Annotated in this window: 22 protein-coding genes and 2 pseudogenes; 15 read left to right on the top strand and 9 right to left on the bottom strand. The window is 66.9% G+C overall.

What is annotated here, in order from left to right; all coding sequences use genetic code 11:
* Window positions 1–94 precede the first annotated feature (94 nt).
* Window positions 95–823 (top strand): SDR family oxidoreductase, encoded by a 729-nt coding sequence (locus tag HEK131_RS15185; protein ID WP_244335703.1) that lies wholly within the window; start codon window positions 95–97, stop codon window positions 821–823.
* Window positions 824–1145: 322 nt separating this feature from the next.
* On the opposite strand, the gene HEK131_RS15180 is transcribed toward HEK131_RS15185, so the two are convergent.
* Window positions 1146–1547, bottom strand: coding sequence for a helicase associated domain-containing protein (locus HEK131_RS15180; RefSeq protein ID WP_432215630.1), 402 nt, complete (start codon window positions 1545–1547; stop codon window positions 1146–1148).
* A 262-nt stretch (window positions 1548–1809) separates the two neighbouring features.
* Here HEK131_RS15180 and HEK131_RS15175 point away from each other — a divergent pair, with 262 nt between their 5' ends.
* Window positions 1810–2010 (top strand): hypothetical protein, encoded by a 201-nt coding sequence (locus HEK131_RS15175; protein ID WP_244335697.1) that lies wholly within the window; start codon window positions 1810–1812, stop codon window positions 2008–2010.
* Between the two features lie 94 nt (window positions 2011–2104).
* The gene (locus tag HEK131_RS15170) at window positions 2105–2596 is read left to right on the top strand and encodes a hypothetical protein (protein ID WP_244335698.1); all 492 of its coding nucleotides are present in this window, start codon (window positions 2105–2107) and stop codon (window positions 2594–2596) included.
* A 253-nt stretch (window positions 2597–2849) separates the two neighbouring features.
* On the opposite strand, the gene HEK131_RS15165 is transcribed toward HEK131_RS15170, so the two are convergent.
* Window positions 2850–4106 carry a restriction endonuclease gene (locus HEK131_RS15165; RefSeq protein ID WP_244335702.1) on the bottom strand — a complete coding sequence of 419 codons (1257 nt, stop codon included), beginning with the start codon at window positions 4104–4106 and terminating at the stop codon, window positions 2850–2852.
* A 382-nt stretch (window positions 4107–4488) separates the two neighbouring features.
* Between HEK131_RS15165 and HEK131_RS15160 the strand changes: the two genes are divergently transcribed.
* From HEK131_RS15160 to HEK131_RS15145, 4 genes are all read left to right on the top strand, one after another.
* Window positions 4489–8841, top strand: coding sequence for a hypothetical protein (locus HEK131_RS15160; RefSeq protein ID WP_244335701.1), 4353 nt, complete (start codon window positions 4489–4491; stop codon window positions 8839–8841).
* A 148-nt stretch (window positions 8842–8989) separates the two neighbouring features.
* Complete coding sequence (locus HEK131_RS15155) at window positions 8990–10150, top strand: tyrosine-type recombinase/integrase (RefSeq protein ID WP_244335700.1); 1161 nt, start codon at window positions 8990–8992, stop codon at window positions 10148–10150.
* Entirely contained in the window at window positions 10147–12000 is a 1854-nt protein-coding gene (locus tag HEK131_RS15150) for a site-specific integrase (RefSeq protein WP_244335699.1), read from the top strand. The genes HEK131_RS15155 and HEK131_RS15150 overlap by 4 nt, the downstream gene beginning before the upstream one ends.
* Window positions 12001–12642, top strand: a complete 642-nt coding sequence (locus tag HEK131_RS15145) for a site-specific integrase (protein ID WP_347881874.1) — start codon at window positions 12001–12003, stop codon at window positions 12640–12642.
* A 493-nt stretch (window positions 12643–13135) separates the two neighbouring features.
* On the opposite strand, the gene HEK131_RS15140 is transcribed toward HEK131_RS15145, so the two are convergent.
* Together HEK131_RS15140 and HEK131_RS15135 are read right to left on the bottom strand one after the other, a co-directional pair.
* On the bottom strand, window positions 13136–13627 hold the full coding sequence (locus tag HEK131_RS15140) for a hypothetical protein (protein WP_244335698.1): 492 nt from the start codon (window positions 13625–13627) through the stop codon (window positions 13136–13138).
* A gap of 94 nt (window positions 13628–13721) precedes the next feature.
* Window positions 13722–13922 carry a hypothetical protein gene (locus HEK131_RS15135; protein ID WP_244335697.1) on the bottom strand — a complete coding sequence of 67 codons (201 nt, stop codon included), beginning with the start codon at window positions 13920–13922 and terminating at the stop codon, window positions 13722–13724.
* A gap of 230 nt (window positions 13923–14152) precedes the next feature.
* Here HEK131_RS15135 and HEK131_RS15130 point away from each other — a divergent pair.
* From HEK131_RS15130 to HEK131_RS15120, 3 genes and pseudogenes are all read left to right on the top strand, one after another.
* Window positions 14153–14632, top strand: a pseudogene (locus tag HEK131_RS15130) (DEAD/DEAH box helicase); the annotation flags it as partial.
* A pseudogene (locus HEK131_RS15125) lies at window positions 14611–15000 on the top strand (sensor histidine kinase); the annotation flags it as partial. The pseudogenes HEK131_RS15130 and HEK131_RS15125, both read left to right, overlap by 22 nt.
* Window positions 14997–15632, top strand: a complete 636-nt coding sequence (locus HEK131_RS15120; RefSeq protein ID WP_244335696.1) for a response regulator — start codon at window positions 14997–14999, stop codon at window positions 15630–15632. The pseudogene HEK131_RS15125 and the gene HEK131_RS15120, both read left to right, overlap by 4 nt.
* A 19-nt stretch (window positions 15633–15651) precedes the next feature.
* On the opposite strand, the gene HEK131_RS15115 is transcribed toward HEK131_RS15120, so the two are convergent.
* Window positions 15652–15951 (bottom strand): NIPSNAP family protein, encoded by a 300-nt coding sequence (locus HEK131_RS15115; RefSeq protein ID WP_244335695.1) that lies wholly within the window; start codon window positions 15949–15951, stop codon window positions 15652–15654.
* A gap of 340 nt (window positions 15952–16291) precedes the next feature.
* Here HEK131_RS15115 and HEK131_RS15110 point away from each other — a divergent pair, with 340 nt between their 5' ends.
* Window positions 16292–17086, top strand: a complete 795-nt coding sequence (locus tag HEK131_RS15110) for a nucleotidyltransferase domain-containing protein (protein WP_347881858.1) — start codon at window positions 16292–16294, stop codon at window positions 17084–17086.
* Window positions 17087–17183: 97 nt separating this feature from the next.
* Window positions 17184–17579, top strand: a complete 396-nt coding sequence (locus tag HEK131_RS30295) for a HalD/BesD family halogenase (RefSeq protein WP_432215702.1) — start codon at window positions 17184–17186, stop codon at window positions 17577–17579.
* 249 nt (window positions 17580–17828) lie between these two features.
* Here HEK131_RS30295 and HEK131_RS15100 read toward each other — a convergent pair whose 3' ends face one another.
* The gene (locus tag HEK131_RS15100) at window positions 17829–18542 is read right to left on the bottom strand and encodes an SCO4225 family membrane protein (protein ID WP_244335692.1); all 714 of its coding nucleotides are present in this window, start codon (window positions 18540–18542) and stop codon (window positions 17829–17831) included.
* 701 nt (window positions 18543–19243) lie between these two features.
* The gene (locus HEK131_RS15095; protein WP_244335691.1) at window positions 19244–20746 is read right to left on the bottom strand and encodes an MFS transporter; all 1503 of its coding nucleotides are present in this window, start codon (window positions 20744–20746) and stop codon (window positions 19244–19246) included.
* 116 nt (window positions 20747–20862) lie between these two features.
* Between HEK131_RS15095 and HEK131_RS15090 the strand changes: the two genes are divergently transcribed.
* Together HEK131_RS15090 and HEK131_RS15085 are read left to right on the top strand one after the other, a co-directional pair.
* The gene (locus tag HEK131_RS15090) at window positions 20863–21384 is read left to right on the top strand and encodes a MarR family winged helix-turn-helix transcriptional regulator (RefSeq protein ID WP_244335690.1); all 522 of its coding nucleotides are present in this window, start codon (window positions 20863–20865) and stop codon (window positions 21382–21384) included.
* Window positions 21385–22102: 718 nt separating this feature from the next.
* A complete protein-coding gene (locus tag HEK131_RS15085) occupies window positions 22103–22537 on the top strand; it encodes a hypothetical protein (protein WP_244335689.1) in 435 nt (144 codons plus the stop codon).
* Between the two features lie 443 nt (window positions 22538–22980).
* Here the strand turns inward: HEK131_RS15085 and HEK131_RS15080 are convergent, their stop codons facing one another.
* Window positions 22981–23838 carry an alpha/beta fold hydrolase gene (locus tag HEK131_RS15080; protein ID WP_244335688.1) on the bottom strand — a complete coding sequence of 286 codons (858 nt, stop codon included), beginning with the start codon at window positions 23836–23838 and terminating at the stop codon, window positions 22981–22983.
* 62 nt (window positions 23839–23900) lie between these two features.
* On the opposite strand from HEK131_RS15080, the gene HEK131_RS15075 reads away from it, so the two are divergent.
* Window positions 23901–24491 carry a TetR/AcrR family transcriptional regulator gene (locus HEK131_RS15075; RefSeq protein ID WP_244335687.1) on the top strand — a complete coding sequence of 197 codons (591 nt, stop codon included), beginning with the start codon at window positions 23901–23903 and terminating at the stop codon, window positions 24489–24491.
* Between the two features lie 244 nt (window positions 24492–24735).
* On the opposite strand, the gene HEK131_RS15070 is transcribed toward HEK131_RS15075, so the two are convergent.
* Window positions 24736–25191, bottom strand: coding sequence for a MarR family winged helix-turn-helix transcriptional regulator (locus HEK131_RS15070; protein WP_244335686.1), 456 nt, complete (start codon window positions 25189–25191; stop codon window positions 24736–24738).
* Between the last annotated feature and the right edge of the window lie 2 nt (window positions 25192–25193).

Raw genomic sequence — 25193 nt, 5'->3', positions numbered from 1 at the left:
GCACCGCGCCCCGACTGGGCGAGGCGCATGTTGCCGCCCTCACCCACGTCCTATATGCCGTATACACCCGCATGATTCCTGAGAAGGGAACCTCATGAAGATCGCAGTCATCGGCGGTACCGGACTGATCGGCTCACAGGTCGTCGCGGACCTGAACGCGGCCGGGCACGAGGCGGTACCCCACTCCAAATCCACCGGGATCGATGTCATCACCGGCGAGGGACTGGACGAAGCGATGGCAGGAGCCGACGTCGTCGTCAACCTGACCAACTCCCCGACCTTCGACGAAGCCTCCCTGACGTTCTTCCAGACCTCGATGGACAACCTCCTGACCGCGGCGGACAGAAGCGGAGTCGGCCACTTCGTCGTCCTCTCCATCGTCGGTACCGACCAGGTACCGGAGCTGGACTACTACCGCGCCAAGACGCTCCAGGAGAACCTCCTCGCAGCCGGACCTGTCCCCTACTCGATCGTCCGGGCAACGCAGTTCATGGAGTTCATCGACGCCGTCCTGTCCTGGACCACCGACGCCGACACCGTCCGCCTGCCCGCCACCCCGATCCAGCCGATCGCCGCCAAGGACGTGGCCGCAGCGGTGGCTGAGGTCGCCGCCGGTGCACCGCTGAACGGCATCCGCAACATCGCCGGCCCAGAGATCTTCGCCCTGGACGAGCTAGGCCGGATCACCCTGTCCCACAAAGGCGACAACCGCACCGTCGTGAACGACCCCACCGCCGGCATGCTCTCCGTCGTCAAGGGCAACGCCCTCACCGACGAGAACGCTCACCTCGCCGCAACCCGCTACACCGACTGGCTCTCCTGACTCGCTCACTTCCCACCTCCCGCCTCCCGCGGCGTGCAAGAGCATCGAGCCCGGCCGGACAGGTTCCCGCACCACGCACCCGGGGCCACCACGGGCCGCCGTCCCCGGCCGCCCCCGCGTGTGCCGGGGATGGTCCGCTGTCCGGCGTCAACGCCGATGGGTACGCGCCGAGCGGGTGCTTCCCGCCGGTTGGCGGAGTTCCGTGTCGCAGACCTTCTCCACCTGTAGTTGCACGCACACGACCCGGCAGACGACAAGCCCTCACCCCCCATTTGCCGACGAAGCACCCCATCAGGCAATGGGCACATGGAGACCCACGCGATTACGCCCAGTCCAGTCCGAGTTCCCGTAGCGCGTTGAGCTGCTCCTGAGTGAGTTTGTCCCGCCGGGCCTTGGTGTTGGAGACCCACACCCCCAGCCTCACGACCACCGGGACAGCCTCACCCTCCACCGCGATCTCCTCTGCATGCATCCTGGGGACACGATGGTGACCTTCGCGGGCGACGTACTGGGCGAGGGCAGCCACGCCGCGCCGGAACGCCTGCTGAGCCTTGCCCGGCCCTTTCACTGAACGCGGGGCCACTACGGCTGGAGCGGGCCGTTCGACAGGCTTCACGCCCAGAAGGGACAGCCGCTCCTGCTGCTCAGCGGACAACTGCGCCCAAATACCCGGCCGGGACTGCCGCTCCAGCCATCGCCCGATGTCATCGCCGTCGAACAGCACGCCGGGTGCGATGCCGGGCAGATACTGTCCATTATCTGCAGGTGGTGATGCCGTGGAGTGTTTGTTGTGGTTCTGACCTGCTCGTATTCCGCTGCCCGGTGACGCGTGAGGCTCCACAGCAGGCGTCTCGATGTTTGTGCGAGAACGAGCTGCCCGCTTTGTAGCGAAGCCCTTGGGGTGTTGCCTTGCCAGAAGCAAGGGTTGCTAGTAGGTTGCTCGAGGTTATCTCTTGACAGATGCAAGGTTTGGAGGTGGTATTGGCATGGCAAATCGGATGGACGTGCTTCTCGCGGCACTGGACCGTCAGGGATTCAAGAGCTGGCAGAGCCCGGAGGGATCTTGGTTCTTCTCCCGGGACGGCAACGTGACCACGATCGATCACGAGCCGGGCAGTACGGGTGAGTGGCTCGATCTGGTCTCGACGCTGCGGGATATGGGCCTGGTCCTCCCGTACGAGGGCTAGCCAGGTATGGAAGGGGGCCAGAAGGCCTGGCCCCCTGTACCTGTCCATCCGCGCACACCACAGAACGAAACAGAGGGAAGGAGAGGAGAGAAGCATGGAACAGGAATGGCGGGCGTCTGCGACTGCGGATGCTGTTCGCGCGCTCCGGGATGAGCAGTTCGAAGAGATGCATCGGCACTTCGCTGGTGTCATCAGGTATGAGGCTGACAGCCGGCGTCTCTACATTCTGTGGCGCCTGAGGGCGTCCGGCTTGGTAGAGGCTGCGGACAAGGCTCTTCATACAGTGGTGGAGGGACTTGAGGCTGCTCTGGGCCACAAGCCTCGGCTGATCGACCTGCGTGTGGTTACCGCTGAGCAGGCAGCCGCGGAGCGGGACTACCCCAAGGAACAGCAGCTCATGGGATACAGGGAAGCGGCTCAGGAACTGGGTGTCTCTCGTCAACGGGTGGCTCAGTTGGATGGCAGCCATCCTGACTTCCCGCGGCCGATTGGCCGCACTGCTGCTGGACCGGTCTTCACTGCTGAGTCCATCCGGTCCTTTGCCACCAGGTGGGATCGGAGTCCAGGGCGGAGGAAGACCGCCTAGGCAACTGCGTTTGAGCGAGTGGGCCCCACTGGCTGCTGGCCTTCACCAGCCAGCGGGGCCTGCTTGCGGCAGTGTCTACCTTTGCTCATCCGTCGTGGAGCTGACCCTGGTCACCATCTGGCCCGGACTGTTGCCACGGCTAGGTCAGACGTGTGGGCGGTATGCACGGCCTCCAGCCAGTAGCGCTCTGGTGGGCGAGTTACGGGATGGTGATCTGCTAGGGCGCACACCAGGAATCCGCTGTCCTGAAGTTCTAGCGGCCAGCCTTCGAGCACGGCGTGCTTGCCGTTCGCGGAGTAGCGATCGTGCACGACGAGGCCGACGACGAAGTCCTGACCGTGACTGAGTCGTGTTCCACGATGGTGGCTAGCGGGTCTACTGGTTGTTGATCAAGCCAGCTGATCTTGATTGCCGTGATGTCCAAGTGTTGGCATTGCGAGACCAGTAGGGGAGCAGGCGTTCTGTTGCGTTGGCTGCTCGAGGGGGTGCACTCGTCCGCTTGCTGCCTGGCGGGTGACGGCTCTGCCGCAGCGATGATTGCCGTCAGTGTGTAGAGGCCGCCCAGGGCGGTGTCGCAGTAGACGAGTTGCTCGCTGTGGTGTGGGGCGGCCGGCTCCGCCATACGCTGCTGGGCGTCGTCCAAAGCCTGTATGAGTTCGCCGGCGCCGATTCCAAACCATGAGATGTCGTTCTGCTGGAGAGCCCAGGTGGGACGTGCGCTGGCCAGTCCGAGTTCATCAAGGCCGTGGATCAGACGTAGCAAGTCGTCTGCAGTACGGGCTTGGATGGGGATGTCCATACATACGCCGCGGCCGCGACCGAAGGACCAGTCCACGTTTGTGACGGCGGTAGCGAACACTGCGGGGGCGAAGCCGCCCGGAACAGTTAGGTAAGGGTGTTGCTCCCCGTCGGCGTCGCGGAGATGCAGGTCTCTGGCTGGCAGTGCGCGGTCTGGCCTACGGGTTGTGGCGTGTGCCCGTGCAGACTCGCCGAGATGCACCTGGCCATGAGTGATCAGTGCCTCTTGCTTGGCTCTGAGCAGGCCGGGCAGTGTTGTCGGCTCCCGAAGAGCGCTCAGCAGATCCTCTTGGTCGATCAGAAGGATCGGTGTCTGACGCTCTCGGCTGACTTCCTCTACGAGGGTTCGGGTGAAGCCCGAGATGCTGACGAGCACACCTACTACGGCGGCACTGGTCCGGCGCAAGCGGTCGCGTAGACCGCCGAGTACGTCCATGTCCGCCTTCGCGGCTTGCCACTTGGCTTCCAGGAGGTACCGATGGTCTCCGTAGCGGGCGGACAAGTCCGTCTGACGTGGGTGTGCGATCCGCGGGTTGAGCTCTACCTCGAAGTGAGCGAGCTGGAAGGCTCGCTGCAGTAGGTGCTCGAAGTCCTTCCCTCGGCGTTGTGGATCGCCTGCGGCGCTGAGTCGCGTGTACGCGTCAGCTAGGTCGCTGACGCCTGTGAGGAGTGGGGCGTCGTTGTTCAGCCTGGGTTCAAAGTTCTCGGCCACGTCGGTGATTCTGCTTCGACTTCCGACGAGGACTGGGCCAGTTGCGCGAATCGGGTGTCAGGAGCGGCGTCCGCCCTGGCTGCCCCCAATTGAAGAGCAGACGCGTCGATGCCCTGCAAGGCCCCAGCTGAGCAGTGGGTCCTCGAAGAGACCACGGCTGTGGCTTCCGTGTCTGCGGTCCGAGGACAGCAGAGAGGTGGACATTTTGTCAGGAATATTCTGAATGTCTGATTGTCGGTGGGTGGAGGTAGGGTCGCGGGACGCGGGTTCCTGAAAGAAAGGAGCCTTTGCGGCTTTCGAGGGGTGAGGCTGGGTGGGGCTGGCGGGCGGGGCTGCGGACAAGGCGGGTAACCGGTACGAGGACTGGTGGACCGCATTGAGGGTGGCGGAGCTGCTGAGGGGGCGGGCGTCGCGGATTCGCCTGGAGCCCCCGGGACCGGCGGGTGCCGGGATCGAGTTCGAGCTTGAGGCGGACGACGGCACGTGGTGCGAGCAGGTGAAGGACGTTCCCTCGAAGGGGCCGTGGACCCTGGACGCTGCGGGGAAGATCCTTAAGGCGGTCACGGGGCATCTTGCGGAGGGCAAGAAGGTGCGCCTCGTGCTATCCACAGGGGCCCCTGAACTGCACGATCTTGCCCAGCGTGCCAGGGCCGCCGACACACTCGCCGAGTTCGAGGGCATCATCACCAAGGCTCAGGCTCCCCAGTTCGTACAGGTGCTCGGGAACTGGTCTGTGAACGTTGTGCCGGTCAACCGGGAGGTTGGCTGGCGGTATCTGCAGGCCGTACACGTGGAGCACTACTCACCGGAGGCACTGCGCCGCCTGGTGGTCTCCGAGTATGAGCTGCTGTTCGTCGGCGATCCGGAAGTGATCGTCAAGCAGCTGAGCGGCTATCTCGACGAGCACCTGCACCAGCGCCTCACCGGCTCCCAGATCCGGAGCCACCTTTTGACCGTGCCGGGAGTACGCCCACGCCTGCTGGCCGGTGACACCGGAACGCTCACAATGCTGGCCGGTACCGTCGAGCGCTTCGTGCGGCGTGTGCGGCGGGACAGGCCTGTGTTCGGGATGGCCGCCCGTCCGCACGTGGAGCAGTTGTACGAACGCCTGGTGGCTGAGGGCGGGCCGCAGATTATGGTCTGCGAGGGCGGGGCTGGCCTGGGTAAGTCGGCGGTTGTCACTGATGTCCTGGTCCGGCTGAGCGAGCAGGGATGGCCGGCGGCCGCGGTGCGGATGGACGGTGCCGACGCGGGCGTGCAGACGGCCAAGGAGCTGGGAACGAAGATGACCCTGCCGGACTCACCGGCGGTGCTGCTGGCCGGGGTCGCGGACGGAGACCCGGCGCTGTTGGTGATTGACCAACTGGATGCGGTCAGTACCTACAACGGCAGGATGTCGGATGCTTACGAGGCCGTCGAGGACGTACTCGCGCAGCTGGTCGTTGCCCCGAACGTCAAGGTGCTCCTGGTAGCCCGCACCGTCGATATCGACAACGACCGGAGGCTGTCCCGTCTGGTCGCCGACTCCGCCCGGACAGCTCGATTTCCCCTCAGCGTTCTGGATCTGGAACAGGTGCGGGCTGTTCTGTCCGCCAGCGGGACGAATCCCGAAGGCCTGGGACCGGTGACACTGGAGCTGTTGCGGACTCCGTTGCATCTGTCGGTCTTCAGCCGCCTCTCGCCCTCCGCACGTACCGCTTCGTACCGGACGTTGCAGGAGCTGTACGCGCGCTACACCGATGAACTACGCGAAGAGATCGAGCGCCAGGTCGGCGCTCTGGACTGGTCGGGCATCACTGGCACGCTGTGCGCCTCTATGAGTGAACGCGAAACGCTCCAGGCGCCCTTGGCTCTCCTCGATGGGTTTGCCCGCCAGCACATCAGGGTGCTCGAGTCGCATGGTGTGCTGGTGCGTGACGCGGAACAGATCGGGTTCTTCCACGAGACGTACTTCGATTTCCTTTTCGCCCGGTCTTTCATCTCTACCGAAGCGGATATCCACGACTTTCTTGCTGGATCTGGCCAGCATCTGTTCCGTCGGGCGCAGACCCGGCAGATTCTTGAGCACCTCGCTGGCACGAATCGAGATCGTTTCCGCGCCACGGTGGCCCAGCTTCTGGGCTCTGACCGGATCCGTTCGCACCTGCACGACGTGATCATCGCGGTCCTCGGGCAACTCGATGCCGCCTTGCCGGAATGGCAGGCCATCGAACCGGTCGCCTGGGGCCATGCTCCTGTGGCGGGCAAAGTCCGCGGCCTGCTCGCCCAACCCCAGTGGTTCGACGCCGCCGACCACGATCAGAGGTGGGAACGCTGGCTGAACACGCCGCAGACCACCGATGCGGCGTTCCGCGAACTGCTGGCCGTAGCGCGGCACCGACCCCGACGTGTCGTGGAGTTGGTGCGACCGTACGTGGACACCACGCCACAGTGGGCACAGCGCCTCCTGTCGCTGATCGAGTGGGCACTTACACCCGACCTCGTCGACCTTGCCGTCGACCTGATTGAGAACGGCCATGCCGATGAGGTCCGCAGGCCGATCGCGGTCAACAGTGACTTCTGGTCGCTCCTCTACGGCCTCGCCGAAACCGCCCCCGCTCCCGCCGCCCGTCTCGTCGGCGCCTACCTGCGCCGTCACCTTGCCCGAGCGCGCGCCGACGGTTCCGGCGATCCCTTCGCGTCCAAGCACCTGTCCACGCACTCGCAGGTTGCCGGCACGGTCCTCTCCCGCATCGCGAAGGCCGAGCCAGAGGCCTATGTGGAGCAGGTATTGCCCTTTGTCATCGACGTGGCCACCGCTGGCAGCACGGACCGCACCGATGCCTATGCTCCCGGCGGCCGTTGGGGCTACCGCCATGTAGGCGGCCACAGCGTGGACACCGCGCTGCTGGCCGCCCTGGACACGGCGCTGCGCTCCCTGGCGGCCAGCTACCCGGCTGCCGCTGCCGGCGCCCTACAGCACCTGGCGGCGTCACCAGTCCAGGAACTGCGTTTCCTTGCCTGCCGCGCGTACACCGTCATAGGCCAGGCCGATGAGGCTATCTCCTGGCTCCTGACCGATGAGCGCAACCTGCGCCTGGGATGGCTGGACAGCCCGCGCTGGGCCTCACGTGGACTCATTGAAGCAGCTACACCCCACTGCAGTGACGAGACGCTGGAGCGTCTGACCGCGGTACTGCTTGGCCACTACACGGCATGGGAGCGCCGACGCCAGAAGGGACAGCGCAGCGCGTGGGGCTGGGCCCAGTACGAACTGCTGTCGGCAGTCAGCCCCGATCGCCGTAGCGACGTGGTAAGCCGTCGGCTCGCTGAGTGGGAACGCAAATTCTCTGGCCAGCTCCCTTCGCCACCGACAGCCATCCAGGCCGAATTTGTGGGTTCGCCGATTAGCGACCACGCGGCCCAGCGTATGACTGACGTCCAGTGGCACCGAGCCCTGGACAAGTACGCCAAACCCCGGCCCGAGCGCTTCTGGCCGCCTCAGGGGGGCGTTTACGAACTCGCCCAGACCCTGCGCAGCCGCGCGGAGCAGGAACCTGACCGCTTCACCGAATTCGCCTTCTCCCTTGGCTCCGGCTCACCGGCCGCCTACCTGTGCGCGATCTTGGAGGCGGTCACGCCTCACTTGGACGCCGACCGTTGGGAGCAGTTGGCTCTCCACGCTCATCGGACACTCGGCCCCGCCGCCGCGCCCACGATTTGCCGTGCCCTGCAGTCGGCTCCGCACAACTTCACTGCTGCTTCGCTGTCAGCCCTCGACAGCTACACCACGGATCCCCACCCCGAGCAGGACATCCGCGACGCCGATGCCGAGGGAACCCGAACGGATTTGCTGACCGCCGGCATGAACGCCACCCGCGGCCAGGCAGCGCTCACCGTTGCCACCCTGCTCTCCCACGGCAGTGAGCACCTGCACGCCTTGACGCCCCTAGTCACCCGCCTCGCCAACGACCCCGTGCTCGCTGTCCGAGTCTGTGCCGCCCAGGCCGTGCTGGCCCTGATGAAGCATGACCCTCAGATTGCGCTGGACACCGCTGAACAACTCCTCAACCACCAGGACGCCAACGTCTACAACGCCTCCACCACCCAACGGCTGCTCATCAACACACTGGTCCGTGAACCCTCACGCTTCGCTGCCCACCTCGCCCGGGCCCTCCTGGAGCCGGGTGACGCGGCCGAACTCGCTGGCCAGTCCTGGGCTGTTGCCACCATCCAGGGGTGTCTTACCCCGGAGCTCCCGAACAGCACGCACGAACTCAACGCCCTCGCACGCCGTGGGGCGGCAGCAGTCTTCGCCAACAGCATCGACCACTACCCACACCTTGTCCCGCTGTTCACCGACGACGACACCGACGTGCGAAAGAACGCCTCCCAGGGCATGCGGCAGGCATTCAACCTGCTTCCTGCGCAAGCCGACGAACTCGTCAGCGCTTTCCTCGACAGTGACGCGTTCCCCGACCACCTCGAACATCTGGCCTTCGCTCTCTACGACCACACCGGCCCCCTTCCGGCCGTGGCTATAAATGCCTGCGAGCGCATCGTCCAGCACGCGGGCAGGGATCTCGGCGACCTGAGAACCCACCGAGCAGCGGACGGCCACCATCTGGTCTCGGCGGTCCTCCGCCTCTATCGCCAAAGCCCGCAACCCCAACGCATCCGTTGTCTGGACATCATCGACAGGCTCTCGCAAGCAGGTGCCTACGGGTTGCACGCAGCTTTGGAAAACGAGCGCTGAGTCGTACGAACCACCTGTCCCCTGCCTGCCGCGGATTATCCATAGGTGCACGGGTTTGTGTGGTGTGTTCGGTGTGGTTCCCACCTGGTCGTGTGGCAGCTGTCTGGAACGGCCACCGACCCTCGGCGGGGTTTGGTCTGTTTGGCGGATGGATCAGGCCTATGTAGCTGAGCGTTCGATCTCCCCGGTGACGGGTGTGGAGCGGTGGGTGGTGGCCGACGCACGTACCTACGACCTGCATGCCGAGGCGTGTGCGTTTCTGGCGGGGTTGCGTAGCAAGGGCCGCTCGCCGAACACGGAACGGGTCTACGCAGGCCGTCTCGCCCTCTATCTGAACTACTGCGCAGGGCACCGTATCGAGTGGTCGTGTCCGAGTTTCATGGCGTTGTCCGGGCTGCAGCAGTGGCTGGTCACCACGCCGCTGCCGGCCCGCAGCCGCCGCTGTCCGACCACGGCTGCGCCCCGCTACCGTTCGCAGGGAACGGCGAACGCGGTGATGACGGCGGTCACGGACTTTCTGCGCTTTGGCGCGCTCCATGGCTGGGTCCCTTCCCAGACGGCCGGCCTGTTGTCGGAGCCGAAGTTCCTGCGGTTCTTGCCGACCGGTTACGACGCCGGCGAGCGCGGCCAGTGGCGTCAGGTCCAGGCGTCGGCCTTTCGTTTCCAGGTCAGCGAGCCCGGCTACGAGGACCTGTCCTCACAGCAGATCCGCCGCATGATCGCGGATACGCCCCGGGCGCGGGACCGTTTCCTCATCGCGCTGCTCGCCGCGACCGGCCTGCGGATCGGGGAGGCCCTGGGCCTGCGCCAGGAGGATCTGCATTTCCTGGCCTCGTCACGCTCGCTGGGATGTCCCGTGCAGGGCCCGCACCTTCATGTGCGGCGCCGCACCGACAACCCGAACCGGGCCCTGGCCAAGTCCAGACACTCCCGCTGCCTCCCCCTCACCCCCGACATCGTCGCCTTCTACACCGACTACCAGCACGAACGGAACCAGGTGGCCCAGTCGGCCGAAACGGGCATGGTGTTCGTGAACCTATTCCGCCCGCCGCTGGGCCGGGCCATGACCTACCCGAACGCCAAGAGCGTCTTCGACCGTCTGGCCCGCCGCGCCGGGCATCCGGCTCGCCCGCACATGCTGCGCCACTCCGCAGCCACCCACTGGCTGCGCGGGGGAGTGGACCGGGACGTGGTTCAAAAGCTGCTGGGGCACGCCTCGCCGCTGTCCATGGACCGCTACCGCCACGTCGATGAGTCCGAGACCCGGGCGGCTGTCGACCGGGCCCAGGCATGGCGGGAGGATCAGTGAGTACCGCTACCGCGCCCGTGACTGCACTGGGGGCGCCGACGAGGGCCACGAAGAAGTCGTGGGAGACATGGCTGCGTGCCCACATCGATCCCGCGTGGCGGCCGGGGGAGTGGGACAGCGCCAGATGGCTGTTCACGGGAGACCTCGACAACCCGCGCACCTCGTCTTCCCGGTGCCGCACCCGCCGCTGCGACATGATCGTGCGCGCTCAAGAGACGTTCTGTACCTACTGCTCGGACCAGCGCAGAAAGAGCGGCCTGCCGCGGGAGGAGTTCGCCGCCACTTTCACCCCCGCCCGTTCCAGATCCCTGCCGTTGACGGTCGTCGGGCCGTGCACGCTCACCCGGGACGGCGTGCGGTGCGTACGCCCTCAGGTATCGGGGGGCCTGTGCGCCGCCCACCACGGATCATGGAAGTACCACAAGTCCCGAGGCACGCTCGAGCGGTGGCTTCGCAGCCGGGCAACACCGTTCACCGAAAACCCGGACTGCATGGTGACCCACTGCTCCGGCTGGGCGATGAACTCCAGTGGGCTGTGCAACTACCACTGGCGCACCTGGAGAGCGGAATGCCGCTCCAGCACCGGCCCCGTGCCTGCCGCTCAGTGGGCACCGCACCAGCCCCTTTATCTGCTGGCGCACCAGTTCCACCTCGCCCCGTTGCCCGAGCTGCTGCGCTGGGAAGCGCTGTACGCCGTGCAGCAGATGGATCAGTGGGTACGTGCCCTGGAACCTCACTGGATCCGCGGCGTGATCAGCCACCTCACCACGGCCGACACGCTTCTGGACGCCACCAACGCGGCCCGGCTCACCAAGCCGCATCAGTCTGCCGTCCGCACATTGGAGAACCTGCAGTCCGCCGCCCGCGCCGGATACAGCGAGTTCTCCGGGATCGCCCTCATCGACCAGGACGTCATCGATCTGCGCGTCCTCGGGCTGCGCCACAGCGCCTCCGGCAAGCGCCGGCATCTGCCCGGCCGCGTCGATCTCCGCACCGTCCGCCAGCCCTGGCTGCGCCAGGCGCTGCGTCATTGGGTGACCACCGCCCGCCCCACCACGGAAGACTTCAAGCGCACCTTCCACGCGACGACCATCGCCTCCACGGCTCTCGCCCAGCGCGCCGACGCCGGCGAGGATCCCGTCGCCCTGACCTTCGCCGATGCCACCTTGGCCGTCGACGCTTTCCGTGCCGCACGCAAACGAGACGGCACCCCCTACTCGTCCTCCTTCCGGCGCAGCCTGCTGGGGATGTTTTTCCAGCTCATCGCCTACGGTCGCCGCTGCGGCACCCTCGACGACCTGGCCGGCACCTTCACCCGCGTGCCCGTCGAGCACGTCATCTCCGTGGAAGAACCCAACGAGGACTTCATCGGCAAGGCCATCCCCGAATCCGTCATCCGGCAACTGGACGCCCACCTCGACACCCTGGGCACCGGAAACACTTACGGCTGCCGCGACATCGCCCCAGACGCTCGGCACCTCCTGTACCGCACGATGTACATCGTCCTGCGCGACACCGGGCGCCGCCCGCTCGAGATCGTCTCCCTGGCCCGTGACTGCCTGGAAACCCACAACGGCCAGCCCACCCTGATCTGGGACAACCACAAGCGGAAACGCCACCGCAGACGTCTGCCGATCACAACCTCCACCGCCGACGCCATCCGAACCTGGCAAGCCCGCCGCGACCAACTGCACCTTCCCGCCAAAGGAGACCGATACCTCTTTCCATCCCTCACCCCCCTGAGCGACGCCCCCCACATCTCCAGCACCTACCTCAGCGACGCCCTCAGGCTCTGGGCAGACGCCCTGCCCCCGCTCCACGCCGAGGGCACCGACTCCAAAGGTCAATGACTGCTCTTCGACCGGTCCCTGATCTACCCCTACGCCTTCCGCCACTCCTACGCCCAGCGCCACGCAGACGCCGGCACCCCCGTCGACGTGCTGCGCGAACTGATGGACCACAAGTCCATCGCCATGACCCAGCGCTACTACACCGTCTCCCTCAAACGGAAAAGCGAAGCAGTGGCCAAACTCAGCGCACACGTCCTCGACCAGCATGGCCACCTCAGCCCCAGCTCGAGCACGGCCTACGAGATGCGCTCCGTCGCCGTTCCCTACGGCGGCTGCACCGAGCCGTCGAACGTCAAAGCCGGCGGCCAGGCGTGCCCCATCCGCTTCCAGTGCGCTGGCTGCGGCTTCTACCGCCCCGACCCCTCCTACCTGCCCGCCATCGAGCACCACATCAACGAACTACGAGCAGACCGCGAAACCGCACTCGCCATGGGCGCCGCCGAGTTCGTCACCACCGCCCTCACCGCACAAATCACCGCCTACCAGCGCGTCATCGACCGCATGACCACACACCTGGCATCTCTCCCCGCCTCCGAACGCGCGCAGATCGAAGAGGCCAGCACCGTGCTGCGCAAAGCACGAGCAGGCGACAACCACACCCTCATCCCCCTCACCACTGCCCGACCGAAAGACCCGCGATGAATCCCCGCGGCAACCCCGCCCCCCTCGCCGAAGCCAGACGTCGCCACAGTCTCGACAAACGAGCCCGTGTCCTCACCGTCCTGGCCACACTCGAGAAACAGGGAAAGCCGCTCACCTTCGCCGCAGTCGCCCGCGCCGCCCGAGTCTCCACCTGGCTCACCTATGCCCCCGGCGTACGCGAGCACATCGAGGCAGCCTCCGCGAACGGCAAGCACGCCGTGCTCGAAGGCTGGCCGCTAGAACTTCAGGACAGCGGATTCCTGGTGTGCGCCCTAGCAGATCACCATCCCGTAACTCGCCCACCAGAGCGCTACTGGCTGGAGGCCGTGCATACCGCCCACACGTCTGACCTAGCCGTGGCAACAGTCCGGGCCAGATGGTGACCAGGGTCAGCTCCACGACGGATGAGCAAAGGTAGACACTGCCGCAAGCAGGCCCCGCTGGCTGGTGAAGGCCAGCAGCCAGTGGGGCCCACTCGCTCAAACGCAGTTGCCTAGGCGGTCTTCCTCCGCCCTGGACTCCGATCCCACCTGGTGGCAAAGGACCGGATGGACTCAGCAGTGAAGACCGGTCCAGCAGCAGTGCGGCCAATCGGCCGCGGGAAGTCAGGATGGCTGCCATCCAACTGAGCCACCCGTTGACGAGAGACACCCAGTTCCTGAGCCGCTTCCCTGTATCCCATGAGCTGCTGTTCCTTGGGGTAGTCCCGCTCCGCGGCTGCCTGCTCAGCGGTAACCACACGCAGGTCGATCAGCCGAGGCTTGTGGCCCAGAGCAGCCTCAAGTCCCTCCACCACTGTATGAAGAGCCTTGTCCGCAGCCTCTACCAAGCCGGACGCCCTCAGGCGCCACAGAATGTAGAGACGCCGGCTGTCAGCCTCATACCTGATGACACCAGCGAAGTGCCGATGCATCTCTTCGAACTGCTCATCCCGGAGCGCGCGAACAGCATCCGCAGTCGCAGACGCCCGCCATTCCTGTTCCATGCTTCTCTCCTCTCCTTCCCTCTGTTTCGTTCTGTGGTGTGCGCGGATGGACAGGTACAGGGGGCCAGGCCTTCTGGCCCCCTTCCATACCTGGCTAGCCCTCGTACGGGAGGACCAGGCCCATATCCCGCAGCGTCGAGACCAGATCGAGCCACTCACCCGTACTGCCCGGCTCGTGATCGATCGTGGTCACGTTGCCGTCCCGGGAGAAGAACCAAGATCCCTCCGGGCTCTGCCAGCTCTTGAATCCCTGACGGTCCAGTGCCGCGAGAAGCACGTCCATCCGATTTGCCATGCCAATACCACCTCCAAACCTTGCATCTGTCAAGAGATAACCTCGAGCAACCTACTAGCAACCCTTGCTTCTGGCAAGGCAACACCCCAAGGGCTTCGCTACAAAGCGGGCAGCTCGTTCTCGCACAAACATCGAGACGCCTGCTGTGGAGCCTCACGCGTCACCGGGCAGCGGAATACGAGCAGGTCAGAACCACAACAAACACTCCACGGCATCACCACCTGCAGATAATGGACATCACCGGTGAGCGGGGAGTCGAGGCGGTCTGCTTCGCGGACACCCGCGGGTCCCAGGTGGAGATCGTGCAGAACATCGGCCGGGCGCTGAGGCTCAACAAGGACGGCAGTACGAAGGTGGCCAGGATCATCGTGCCGGTGTTCCTGGAACCGGACGAGGACCCCGCCGACATGGTCGCCTCGGCCAGCTTCCGCCCTCTCGTAGCCGTCCTCCAAGGGCTCCGCAGTCATGATGAGCGGCTCGTCGAGCAGCTCGCCTCCCGTGCCGTGAGCAGCGGGAAGCGGAAGGTGCATGTCCGGCGCGATGAAGACGGGCGGATCGTCGGGGCCGGGGGCGACGGCGAGGACCAGGAGCAGGATGACACCGATGCCGCTGCCGAACCAGCCTTGCTGCACTTCTCCAGCCCGCGTGACGCGGTGACCATCGCAGCCTTCCTGCGCACCCGGGTCTACCGGCCCGAGTCCCTGGTGTGGCCGCGCTGGTCGACAGCGCCCGCGCCAACGGTCTTGACGTCCGCCTGGAGGCCGGGCAGGGCGAGGTGCCCGCGCCGGTCGGCCTGGCCGCGTACCGGATCGTGCAGGAGTCGCTGACCAACGCCCTCAAGCACGCGGCCGGGGGCCCCGTCGAGCTCCGGCTGCACCGACGGGACGGCACCCTCGACATCCTGGTTTCCAGCCCCTACCGGCGCGGTGACACTCCGCGCGCCCCCGGTTCCGGCGCCGGGCTCGCCGGGATGCGAGAGCGGGCGGCGCTGCTGGGCGGGGTCTTCGAGGCCGGCCCCGAGGGCGCCCGCTGGACCGTCCGCACCGCACTTCCGCTCTCCGAAGGAGACCCCGCGTGATCCGAGTCCTGGTCGCCGAGGACCAGTCGGCCGTACGGGCCGGTCTCGTGCTCATCCTGGGCAGCGCGCCCGACGTGGAGGTGGCCGGGGAGGCGGCGGACGGCGAGCGAGCGGTGGAGCTGGCAAGGGAGCTGCGGCCGGACGTGGTGCTGATGGACGTACAGATGCCGCTGCTGGACGGGGTGTCCGCGACCCGGCTGATCACGGTCGAGGGTCTGGCCGACGTGCTGCTGCTGACCACCTTCGACCTCGACGAGTACGTCTTCGGGGCGCTGCGGGCCGGGGCGGCCGGGTTCCTGTTGAAGAACGCCGAGGCGCGCGAGCTGTTGGAGGCGGTGCGGACGGTGGCGCGCGGGGAGGGTGTGGTCGCCCCGGCGGTGACCCGGCGCCTGATCGCCGAGTTCGCCGCCCAGCCGGCCCGTACGGCCGACCGGACCGTGCTGGACGGGCTGACCCCGCGCGAGCGCGAGGTGCTGTTGCGCGTCGGCGAGGGGCTGTCCAACGCCGAGATCGGGGCCCGGCTGGCAATGGCGGAGGGCGCGGTGAAGACCCACGTCAGCCGGCTACTGGCGAAGCTGGGACTGCGCAGCCGGGTCCAAGCAGCGGTGCTGGCACAGGAGTTGGGGCTGTAGATCGCTTCGCGGGCGGGCTTTAGGTCGATTCGGGGAGGAGCGGGCGCATGAAGGTCCGCTCGTAGCGCAGTACACAGCCACTTTCATCCCGGATGCGGTCCGCGTCGATGAAGTCGGGATCCTCGCCGAACAGTGCCCGGTACTCCTCGTACGCGGCGAGGCTGGGGAAGCTGAACAAGGCCATCGCCCTGTCGCTCGCACCCTCTGCAGGCAGGAAGTAACCATGGTGCGTGCCACCATGCCGGTCGACCAGCTCCATCCAGCGGCGTCCGAAGCTCTCGAACGACTCGATCTTCGCCGGATCGATCACGTACTCCACTACGCAAGTAATCACTCCGCGAGGCTAACGCCGTCAAGTGCTCCTTCTGCTGGATACGTCGACCAGAAGCCGAACCGATCAGTGCTGGGCGAAGGGGACATCAGGAACTGCGGCTCTGCGTACTGCCGTCCGGATGGTGCCGTGGGCAGGAGCCGCTCGGCGTCGGGCCTTTCGAGGACCCTGAAGCCGCAGCCTTCCTGGCGCGCCGGGTCGAGGAGCCGGCGCCGGGACTGGTGACCATCCCTGAGCTATATCAGCGTGCTGCAGCGTCGCATTCGCCCACGGATCCGGCCAGCGACCTGGTACGTTGAAAGACTTTGCTCGTGCCGAAAGGAATGTCATGGACGCCCCTTCACCGCACCGCCGGTTCCTCGACGAGGTGGTTCCTCGGATTCGGCAGGACTTGAGAGTGGCCGGTATCGCCGTCACGGGGTCGGTCTCGGGGGGACACTGCGATGTCTACTCCGACGTCGATCTGATCGTGGTCATCGAGGACGAGTCGTTCGACTCGGTCATGCAGGAGCGGCTCACGCTGATCGGCTCCTGGGCCTCCCTTGTGGCAGGGTTCACCGGTGAGCACGTCGGTGAACCGCGCCTGATCGTCACGCTGGTCGGGCCGCCCCTCCTCCACGTCGATTTCAAGTTCGTACGAGGCTCCGACTTCGCCACGAGGACCGAGGACCCGCACATTCTCTGGGACCGGGACGGGGTCCTTGCGGGCTCGCTCGCGGAGCATCCGGTGACAGCCCCGCCGCTCGACCTCCAGTGGATCGAGGACCGATTCTGGATCTGGGTGCACTACGGCGCGACGAGACTCGGCCGCGGCGAACTGTTCGAAGCCATCGGCTTCCTCAGCTACTTGCGTGAGACCGTACTGGGTCCTCTGGCCGCCTGGCGGGTGGGCGCGACACCCCGCGGCGTCCGTCGCCTCGAATCCATCGCACCGGACGAGACGCGCGACCTTCAGGCAACGATCTGCGGCTACGACCGAGACGACATCGGCCGGGCTCTCCTCGCCAGCGTCGAGCTCTACCGCCAGTGGCTCGGCGAGACCGGAACGCCGGTCGAACGCCGCCACCACGCCGAGAAGCTCGCCATGCAGTACCTCCACGACGTCATCGGCCAGGAGGCATGAGCCAAGCGTTCCGGAATGCCCCGTCCGGGCGGCGCACGCGGCCGTTGTGACATGGGCCGAGAGCCAGGTACTGGCCACCGGGTAAGAGGAACAGACACTGAACGACCGCCGCTGCCGGGGCCGCCCGGACGGCGGGCGGCCCCGGCAGCGCTACGGAAAGCAAGCCGCCGAGGGTCATGGCATCCGCCCACAGCCAAGATCGGCCGGAGCAGAACCTGAAGGCGTCGCAGACGAACCGCGACACCCTGACCTGGGCGGCATCCTCGAATACGTCCCGCAGGCCAGGTCCTTCGACGGGATCGACGATGTCACCGCCGTGCGGACCGCTCACCATCGGGCCGGCGACGGCTATCTGCTGCGCAGCGACACCACCGCCCACCGCGTCACTCCGCTGACACGATCAGGGCTGCGCCGGGTCGTCCTCAACTTCGCCTACGGGACCAGCGCCGCACCCGCACGCACCACCACCTCCGCGCGCGAGCTCTACACATAGCGGCTCCCCCGCTCGCCGACGCCCGCTGCACCTACGCACGGAATGGGTGGCGACCAAGCTCCGCCAGCACCTGACCGTCGATCGTGCCAAGCATGCGGTACTCACTGAGCTTGTTGCCGGGTGCGGACAGCAGCACGTTGGGTATGAACCGGCTCCAGAATGATCACGCAGACTCCCGTCCGGGTCCCCCGGCGACTGGCGAAGTGACATGTTTAATCCCGGCAGGATGAGGCCCCTTGCCAGGACGACTTAGCGCTGCTCTCGTGCCCTCTGGCTGTGTGCGTAGCGGCCGATGCGTACGGCGTTGAACTGCCCGGCCAGGATCGTTCCGGTGGAGAGCACCAAGGGGTGCACCCAGGCGGCGGGGTAGAACTCCGTGGGTATCGCCACCACGAAGACGAGGATGCTGAGCGGCGCCGTGGTGACCACCGGGTAGACGGCGGCGTACCCGGAGTCCGGCCCGGAGAATGTGACGCCCAGGAAGTACGTCAACGCCACCGCGACCACGGCGAGATAGCCGCGTGCGAGCCAGTTGTCGACCGCGGGCGCGAGCAGGGTCCGCAGCCGGTGCATACGCGAGCTCGCAGGCTGCGCCCGGTCAGATCCCCGCTGCGCAGGGGGAGCCGATGCGCAAGGGAGGGACTCAGGGGCGGCCGCTGGTCGCGTGGCGAGGTAGCAGAGAACGGCAGCGGTCACCAGGGCGCTCACAAGGAGCAATGCGACCCAGACACTGCTGGCGAGCACCTCGGCTGGAGTGTCGGCCCCGCTCCCCGGACCGAAGGGGAGGAACGGCGTCAGGACGGAGAGGGGCGCGGTGAGCAGCGAAGGTATCCGGTCCAGGTCGGCGGAGGGGAAAAGGACCACGGCCAGGGCGGAGACGGCGAAGGCGGCCAGACAGCCCCGTACGAGCCGGTGGCCTGTGGCGAGAGCCAGGAGGCGGCGCGGGCGGGAGAGGTTCGGCATCGGCGTCCTTCAAGTCGTCCAGGTCGGTGATCTTCACGATGACCTGGGGGACGCGCTCAGCCATGAGTACCCGTACTCATGCCCGACAGGAAGTTTCCGCAGGTGTCTGAGCACCTCTCGGTGAGGTTGCCTCTGGTGGTCGGCCTCAGGGTCGGAAGCGGCTCCGAGGAGACGAGAAGCTCGCTCCCGGCTGAGAACCGGAGGCTCGCTTTGCCGCGGGGTAGGAGCGGAACCGCGCAGGGCGGGCTGCGGCGGCAAGGCTGGCGTATTCCATCGGCAGACCGAGCGCCGTCTTCCCGCTCGGTCAGGAGTCGGGATGTGCGGCCGCTTTCAGTCTCCAGCCGCTACCCGTGCACGCGTCGGGAAGGGGCGGAAACCGGTGGCCTCACACGCCGGTGCTGTACGCATGGTGCTGCGCACAGTCGCCTCGTAGATCCCCGACTCGGAGTCGATCTCGCCGGGGTGATGGGCCTTGGGCGTGTCGCTGCTCTACGGGCAACCGCGGCCTTCCGCGACTTGGTCCAGCGACCGGCTCACTGGCCGCTCCCCGCGCACTGCTGCTCGGCAGACATGCCGTCGAAGGCCGCCTTCAGTACGTCGGCCGCACGACCACCCTCGCCCGACCTGCAAGCGCAGCGGACGCCGGCCTGCCCGCAACGGGACGGTTCGGGCATCTGGTCGCGCATGGTCCCGGCCGGGGCTCAAACAGTGAGGTGCTGCTTGGTGCCGGAGTCGTCGGCGGTCGCCTCGGGGGTGATGCCGTGCTGCTCTTCTTCGGGGCGGCCTTTCTTGGGCAGCCGGAAGGTGATCACGAGGAAGACCACCAGCAGACATGCCTGGACGATCAGCGCGCGGTGGAAACCGCCGATGAAGTCACCGGTCTTGGCTTGGGCGAAGAACACCGAGCCGAAGACCGCGACGCCGACGGAGCCGCCGACCGCCTGGACCGCCGACAGGACACCGGAGGCGGATCCGATCTCGTTGTCTTCGACCGCGGCCAGGATGAAGCTGAACAGGGCGGCGATCACCATGCCGGCGCCGACGCCCGCCACCGTCACGCCGGGAACGATGGTCCAGATCGAGAACGAGGCGGCATCCAGGCCGTCGAGCTCGAACCACAGCACGGCAGCGCCTGCCAGTTGGACCAGCGGTCCGATCTGCAGCACCTTGCGGCCGATCTTGTTCGCGAGGAACGCGCCACTGACCGCGCCGCCGATCGCGGTTCCCACCGCGAGGGGCAGGTTGCCCAGCCCCGCCTCGCCGGCGGTGAAGTGCCGGCCGATCTGGAGGAACAGGGTCAGCACGAGCTGGGTTCCGATCAGTCCGCCGAAGAACAGGGCGATGCCGCCGAGTCCGACGGTGAAGGCCGGCTTGCGCAGCAGGCCCGGAGTCACAAGCGGCTCGCGGCCTGCGGCGGCTGCACGGCGCTGCTGAAGGGCGAAGAGGGCGAACCCGATCACCGAGGCGGCCATCGACAGCCACGTCCAAAGCGGCCAGCCCTCCTCCTGCCCCTGGTTCAACGGCAGTACCAGCAGGGCGCAGGACGCCACCACCAGGGCGGCGCCGGTCATGTCGACCCGTACCGTGCGATCGCCCGCCTTCGCGGGCACGAACTTCGCGGCGACGATCAATGCCGCGATGCCGATGGGCAGGTTGATCAGGAACACCGACCGCCAGCCAAGGCCGAAGACATCGCCCTCGATGAGGAAACCGCCCAGGACCGGGCCAATGACGCCGCCCAGGCCGAGGACCGGTCCGAAGATCGCGAAGACCTTGGTGAGCTCCGGGCCGGAGAAGTTCTCCCGCAGCAGACCCAGGCCCTGGGGCAGCAGCATCGCTCCGGCGGTGCCTTGCAGCAGGCGGAAGCCGATGAGCGACTCGATGTTCGGCGCGACCGCGCACAGTAGGGAGCACGCGGCGAAAGCCGCAAGTCCGATCAGGAACATCCGGCGTCGGCCGTATCGGTCGCCGAGTCGGCCTCCGAGCACGAGCCCGGCGCCCAGGGTGAGGGCGTAGCCGCCGATCACCCATTGCAGTCCGACGGAACCGGCACCGAGCGACTTCTCCAGGTCCGGTCCGGCGACATTGACGATCGAGGCGTCCAGGAGATCCATGATCTCCGCGACGATCATCACTGCCAGGATCAGCCATCGCCATCGGTAGGGCCCAGTCGTCTTGCCAGGGGTGGGGGACGGGTCACGCACGCCAGATACCTCCACGGTGAAGTAATTCCATCATGAAGGTAAATTGGTGACGGTAGGTTGTCAAAGCGGAGCCACCGTGCGGACCGTGCGGCGGGAGAGAAGGGTGGAGGGTCGGCATGGAGGAAGCCGTGCGCGACGGCGTCGCGGAGCAGCGTGAGCGGCTGATGGAATCACTGCGGGTCTACGGCGGCTACTACGCCGAGCTCAGCCGGCGATTCGCCGCCTGGCTGGGCCTGCACTCCACCGATGCGACCGCGGTCCTGGAGATCGCCGCCGCAGAGGAGCGCGGCACTCCCCTGTCACCGGCGCGGCTGAGCGAGCGGATCTCCCTCTCCACCGGCGCCACCACCGCACTCCTGAACCGCCTCGAATCAGCAGGGCACATCACGCGCGCCCGCGAGCACTCCGACCGACGCATCGTCACGCTGCGCAGCGGAGAACACATCCAGGAACGGGCGGACGAGTTCTTCGGCCCGCTCGCCCACCGCCTCGACGCCGCAATGTCGCACTACCCGCCCCGGCTCCTGGAACAGTTCGAAGCGTTCATGGCCGACCTGAACACAACCATGAACAGCCACTTGACCGATCAGGACACGCATCCCCCAGCCGCCCGCACCCCTGATGAACGGACTCCCTGACAGGCTTGCTCCCACCGCCCAGCTCGCTACTCCGACCCGCCCACACCTGTCGCCCTCGTCGCTCCCGGCGGCACCTTGAGGGAGGACTCCCTTCGAGAGACGGACTGGGGCTGGTGGCGAACGCTGCCTCCAGGGTGTCGGGGGCCCTTCGCGACCGAACATCCGCAACAGGTCGTAGGCCTCACCTGGTTGGTGATGAGCGCCCCGGGCACGTGGAGCACGTCCGGACAGTACGTAGCGATCTTCTTGGGGTTGACCTTGTTGCATGCCACGCCCTAGGGCGACGGCGCGCTGATCGCCGCGACGTACTGCGACACGGGAACATCCCCGCAGGCGCGGGAACGGACTCTTGACCTGGCCGTTCCCCACCAGCTCCTTCGGACCATCCCTCGCGGAGGCGGGGCGACTCCGTGATGCCGTAGCTGCGAGCCCCGCTGTCCGGATCATCTGCGCGAGCGCGAGGGCGGCACGGTGAGCGCGGCCTCCGACACCGCTCGTATCATGCTGGCACCGAGAAGGACCGGTGATCACACCGGGCCACAACTCCCTGATCTGAGGCATTGCTGGCTACGCGACCCCGCTGCCCGCCATGCTCCCTGATGACCGGTCCACCAGCTTCGTCGACGCGTTCGGCGCGGCACTCGGCTCCCGGGCGCGGCTCGAAGCAGGTTGTGCGAGCCATCCTCCGGGCCAACCAGAAGAGGAACCTGACCTCCGTATGACTCTGCTCGGCCCCGTGCTGCTCCTCGTCCTGGTCCTGCTCCTCCTCGCCGCGCGCTGCCTGCGAAGGCTCGCCGACCCGTCCATCGCCGGCCACGCACGACGCATGTGGACCAGGACCGGCGCCGCCGTACTCACCGGACTGCTGACACTGCTCGTCTACGGCGTCGGCGCACTCTCCGGCTTCACACGGAGTGCGACGATCTGCGCGATACGGGCCGGCAAGGGGCCGTCCCAGCGGCCGTCATCAATCACCGAAAGCCTCTTCCCGCTGTCCAAGGAGTGCCATTGGGCCGACGGAACCTCCGTCGACCTCGTACCCACCTGGCTCAATGCATTGCTCTGGGCCGGTCTGGCCGGCGTGGTCCTCTACTCCGCCTTGGCCGTCCGCGCGGCGCTGGAATTGCAGAAGGAGTCTGCCCATGAGCGGTGACGGCACTGAACTCGCTTCCCGTGTACTACTCAGTGATCTTGGGCAACTTGGCGGGCGGCGGACTGGTCCTGCGGCCCTTGCTGATCGGTCTTACTCGCTACTGACCGCGGTCTGACTCCTCTGGTTGCTCACGACAGCCCTGAGGGTCGGATGGAAGAACTCCTTGAGGGTCCGACCGGTGTCGGCATGGCTGCTGTCACGGATAAGAAGCGTGGGACCGCACGAGCGAAACACAGACAGCAGCGAGAGAGGAAGCCCGAGCCCCGCGTTACGTGCTCCAGGTCGACCAGGGGATCAACGGCCCTTCCCCCTGCTGATGACTCCCGGTGAAGCGGTCATCGCGGCTCCGAGCATCGACCCGACCCTGGCGAAGGTCACCTGGGCCGTCCTCGGCCCTGGCTGGAGGGCGGTGGTGGCTGTCGGATCCGCCTGCCGCCCCGCGCTCAGGAGACGTGCCGGACCGGCTCTGCTCCGGTCTGGATCAGGAAGTCGGTGAGGACTTGCGCGAGTCGTTCGGGCTGGTCCTCGGGGATGAGGGTGGACGAGTCAGGGATCTCGACCAGCCGGCCCTGTGGGTACAACTCGGCCAGTCGGGGGCCGTGCTCACGTGGCATCAACCGGTCCTCGGTCGCCCAGACGACGAGTACCGGGCGGTCGAAGGCGCGTAGTCGCTCGCTCCAGGCGAGCAAGGTCTTGCGCCCGGGTGCCCCGGTGGCGAACTTGGCGAAGTCCCTACGGATGGCCCTGCTGCGGGTGGCGGGAGCGAACCAGTCGTTCATGATCTCGTCGGGGATCCCCCGGAGGCTCATCCCGCCGTATCCGCCCCGGTTGTGACGGAAGGCGGGAACGCGCATGAGCCGCGTCAGGAGCCAGACGCCGCCGGGAACCCTGCACACCTGCGCCATGGCCTTGGCCGGACCCGGAGGAAAGTTGTCAAAGGCTTCGCAGGCCACCAGCACCAGGCGCGCGATGTACTGGTCCTGTCCTTCCGACACGAGGAACTGACCCCCGCCCCAGTCGTTGAGGACGAGGGTCACCTGGCCCAGACCGAGTTCCTCGATGAACTCGCCCAGGAGCAGGGCGACACCGCGCTGGGACAGGTCGACATCCGGGTTCATCGGCTGACGGTGGCCACCCAGGGGCAGCGTGGGCAGGACGCAGCGGTATCCGTCCAGCAGCGGGACCACCTTGCGCCACTGGGTCTCGTTCATCGGCAGACCGTGGCCGAACACGAGTACAGGCCCCTCACCGCCGGTGTCCTGGTAGTCGATCGGTCCGGACGACAGCTCGATCCTCGGCACCGTTGCCCCCTATTTGATAGATCGTTCTACTGTAATCTTGGAGGGGAAAAGGGGTGGAGGCAATGGGAAAGCCGGACACACGAGCCAGGATCCAGGGCGCCGCCGCGGTGCTGTTCCGTCGACACGGCTACTCGGCCACCGGCCTGAAGCGGATCGCGGCAGAGGCGGACGCACCGTTCGGCTCGATCTACCACTTCTTCCCCGGCGGCAAGCAGCAACTGGCCGAGGACATGATCCGAACGTCCGGACCCGCGTACGGGCGAATGGTCCTGGCTCTGCTGGACAGCGTGCCGGACCCTGCGGAGTCCCTGGTCCGCGCGTTCGATGCGGCCGCGGACGACCTGGCGGCGGCCGACTATGCCGACGCGTGCCCGATCGGGACGGTGGCCTTGGAAGTCGCGAGCAGCGATGAGGTGTTGCGGGTCGCGACGGCGGAGGTTTTCGAGGAGTGGGTCGGCGCGGCGACGCGGTGGTTCGGCCGCTGGGTGGCCGAACCGAAGACGGCGCAGTCCCTCGCGTATTCGATGGTCGTGATGCTGGAGGGGGCTTTCATGCTCAGCCGGGCCGCCCGTGACCCGGAACCGCTGCGGGTGGCCGGCAGATCGATGGCCGAGTTGCTGCGCACAGCAATCGGTCAGGCCGACGAGGACTGATCTCGAACAGCGAAGAAGTCACCCTGTGCAGCAGCGGCGCACAGCATCCCGACTGGCTCCAGGTGGAGCCCAAGCCGGCCACGAAGACGGTCGAGGCCGACACCCCACGGCCACGTCGCCGACGGAGTCCTCCGCACTGCGGGCGAACCGGCAACAGCGGCACCGCTCGCGGGCGGGGAGCAGCCCTGCGCGAACGGGATGCTGGACGAGGTGCCTGAGCCATCCCCTCGTGCGCGGCGCCTTGTCAGGCTGAATGCGCCCGCCCGGTGGACTCCAGGACTGCGGCCAGAAAGCGACACACTGTCTCCAACTCGCCCGCTTCGAACCCTTCCGCGGCTGCCACCACCTCGCCGATCACCGGCCCGAAGAACGTCCACCCGAGTTCCGTGGCCTTCTCCTCCACCTCCAGGAGCACGCGCCGCCGGTCGGCCGTGTCCCTGCAACGCCGTACCAGTGCGAGCTTCTCCAGTCGGTCCACGAGGGCTGTGGTTCCGGCGGAGTTCAGGCGTAGTTGCTCGCCGAGCCACCCGGGCGTGGCGCGGGTGCCGACCCGTGCCGCGTCCAGCAGATGGATCAGCGCGCGTACATCGGTGGGATGCAGGCCGTTGCGCACAGCGAACTCAGCACCGAGCAGGTCGAACTCAACGGTGACCGCGCGCAGCAGGTGCACCAACCGCATCGCCGGGCTCTGATCGTCCATTG

Origin of the sequence: Streptomyces seoulensis, assembly GCF_022846655.1 — a bacterium.
In the GTDB taxonomy this organism is placed as follows: domain Bacteria; phylum Actinomycetota; class Actinomycetes; order Streptomycetales; family Streptomycetaceae; genus Streptomyces.
Note: the sequence above shows the minus strand (reverse complement) of the source record. Positions and strands in the feature narration are given on the sequence as shown.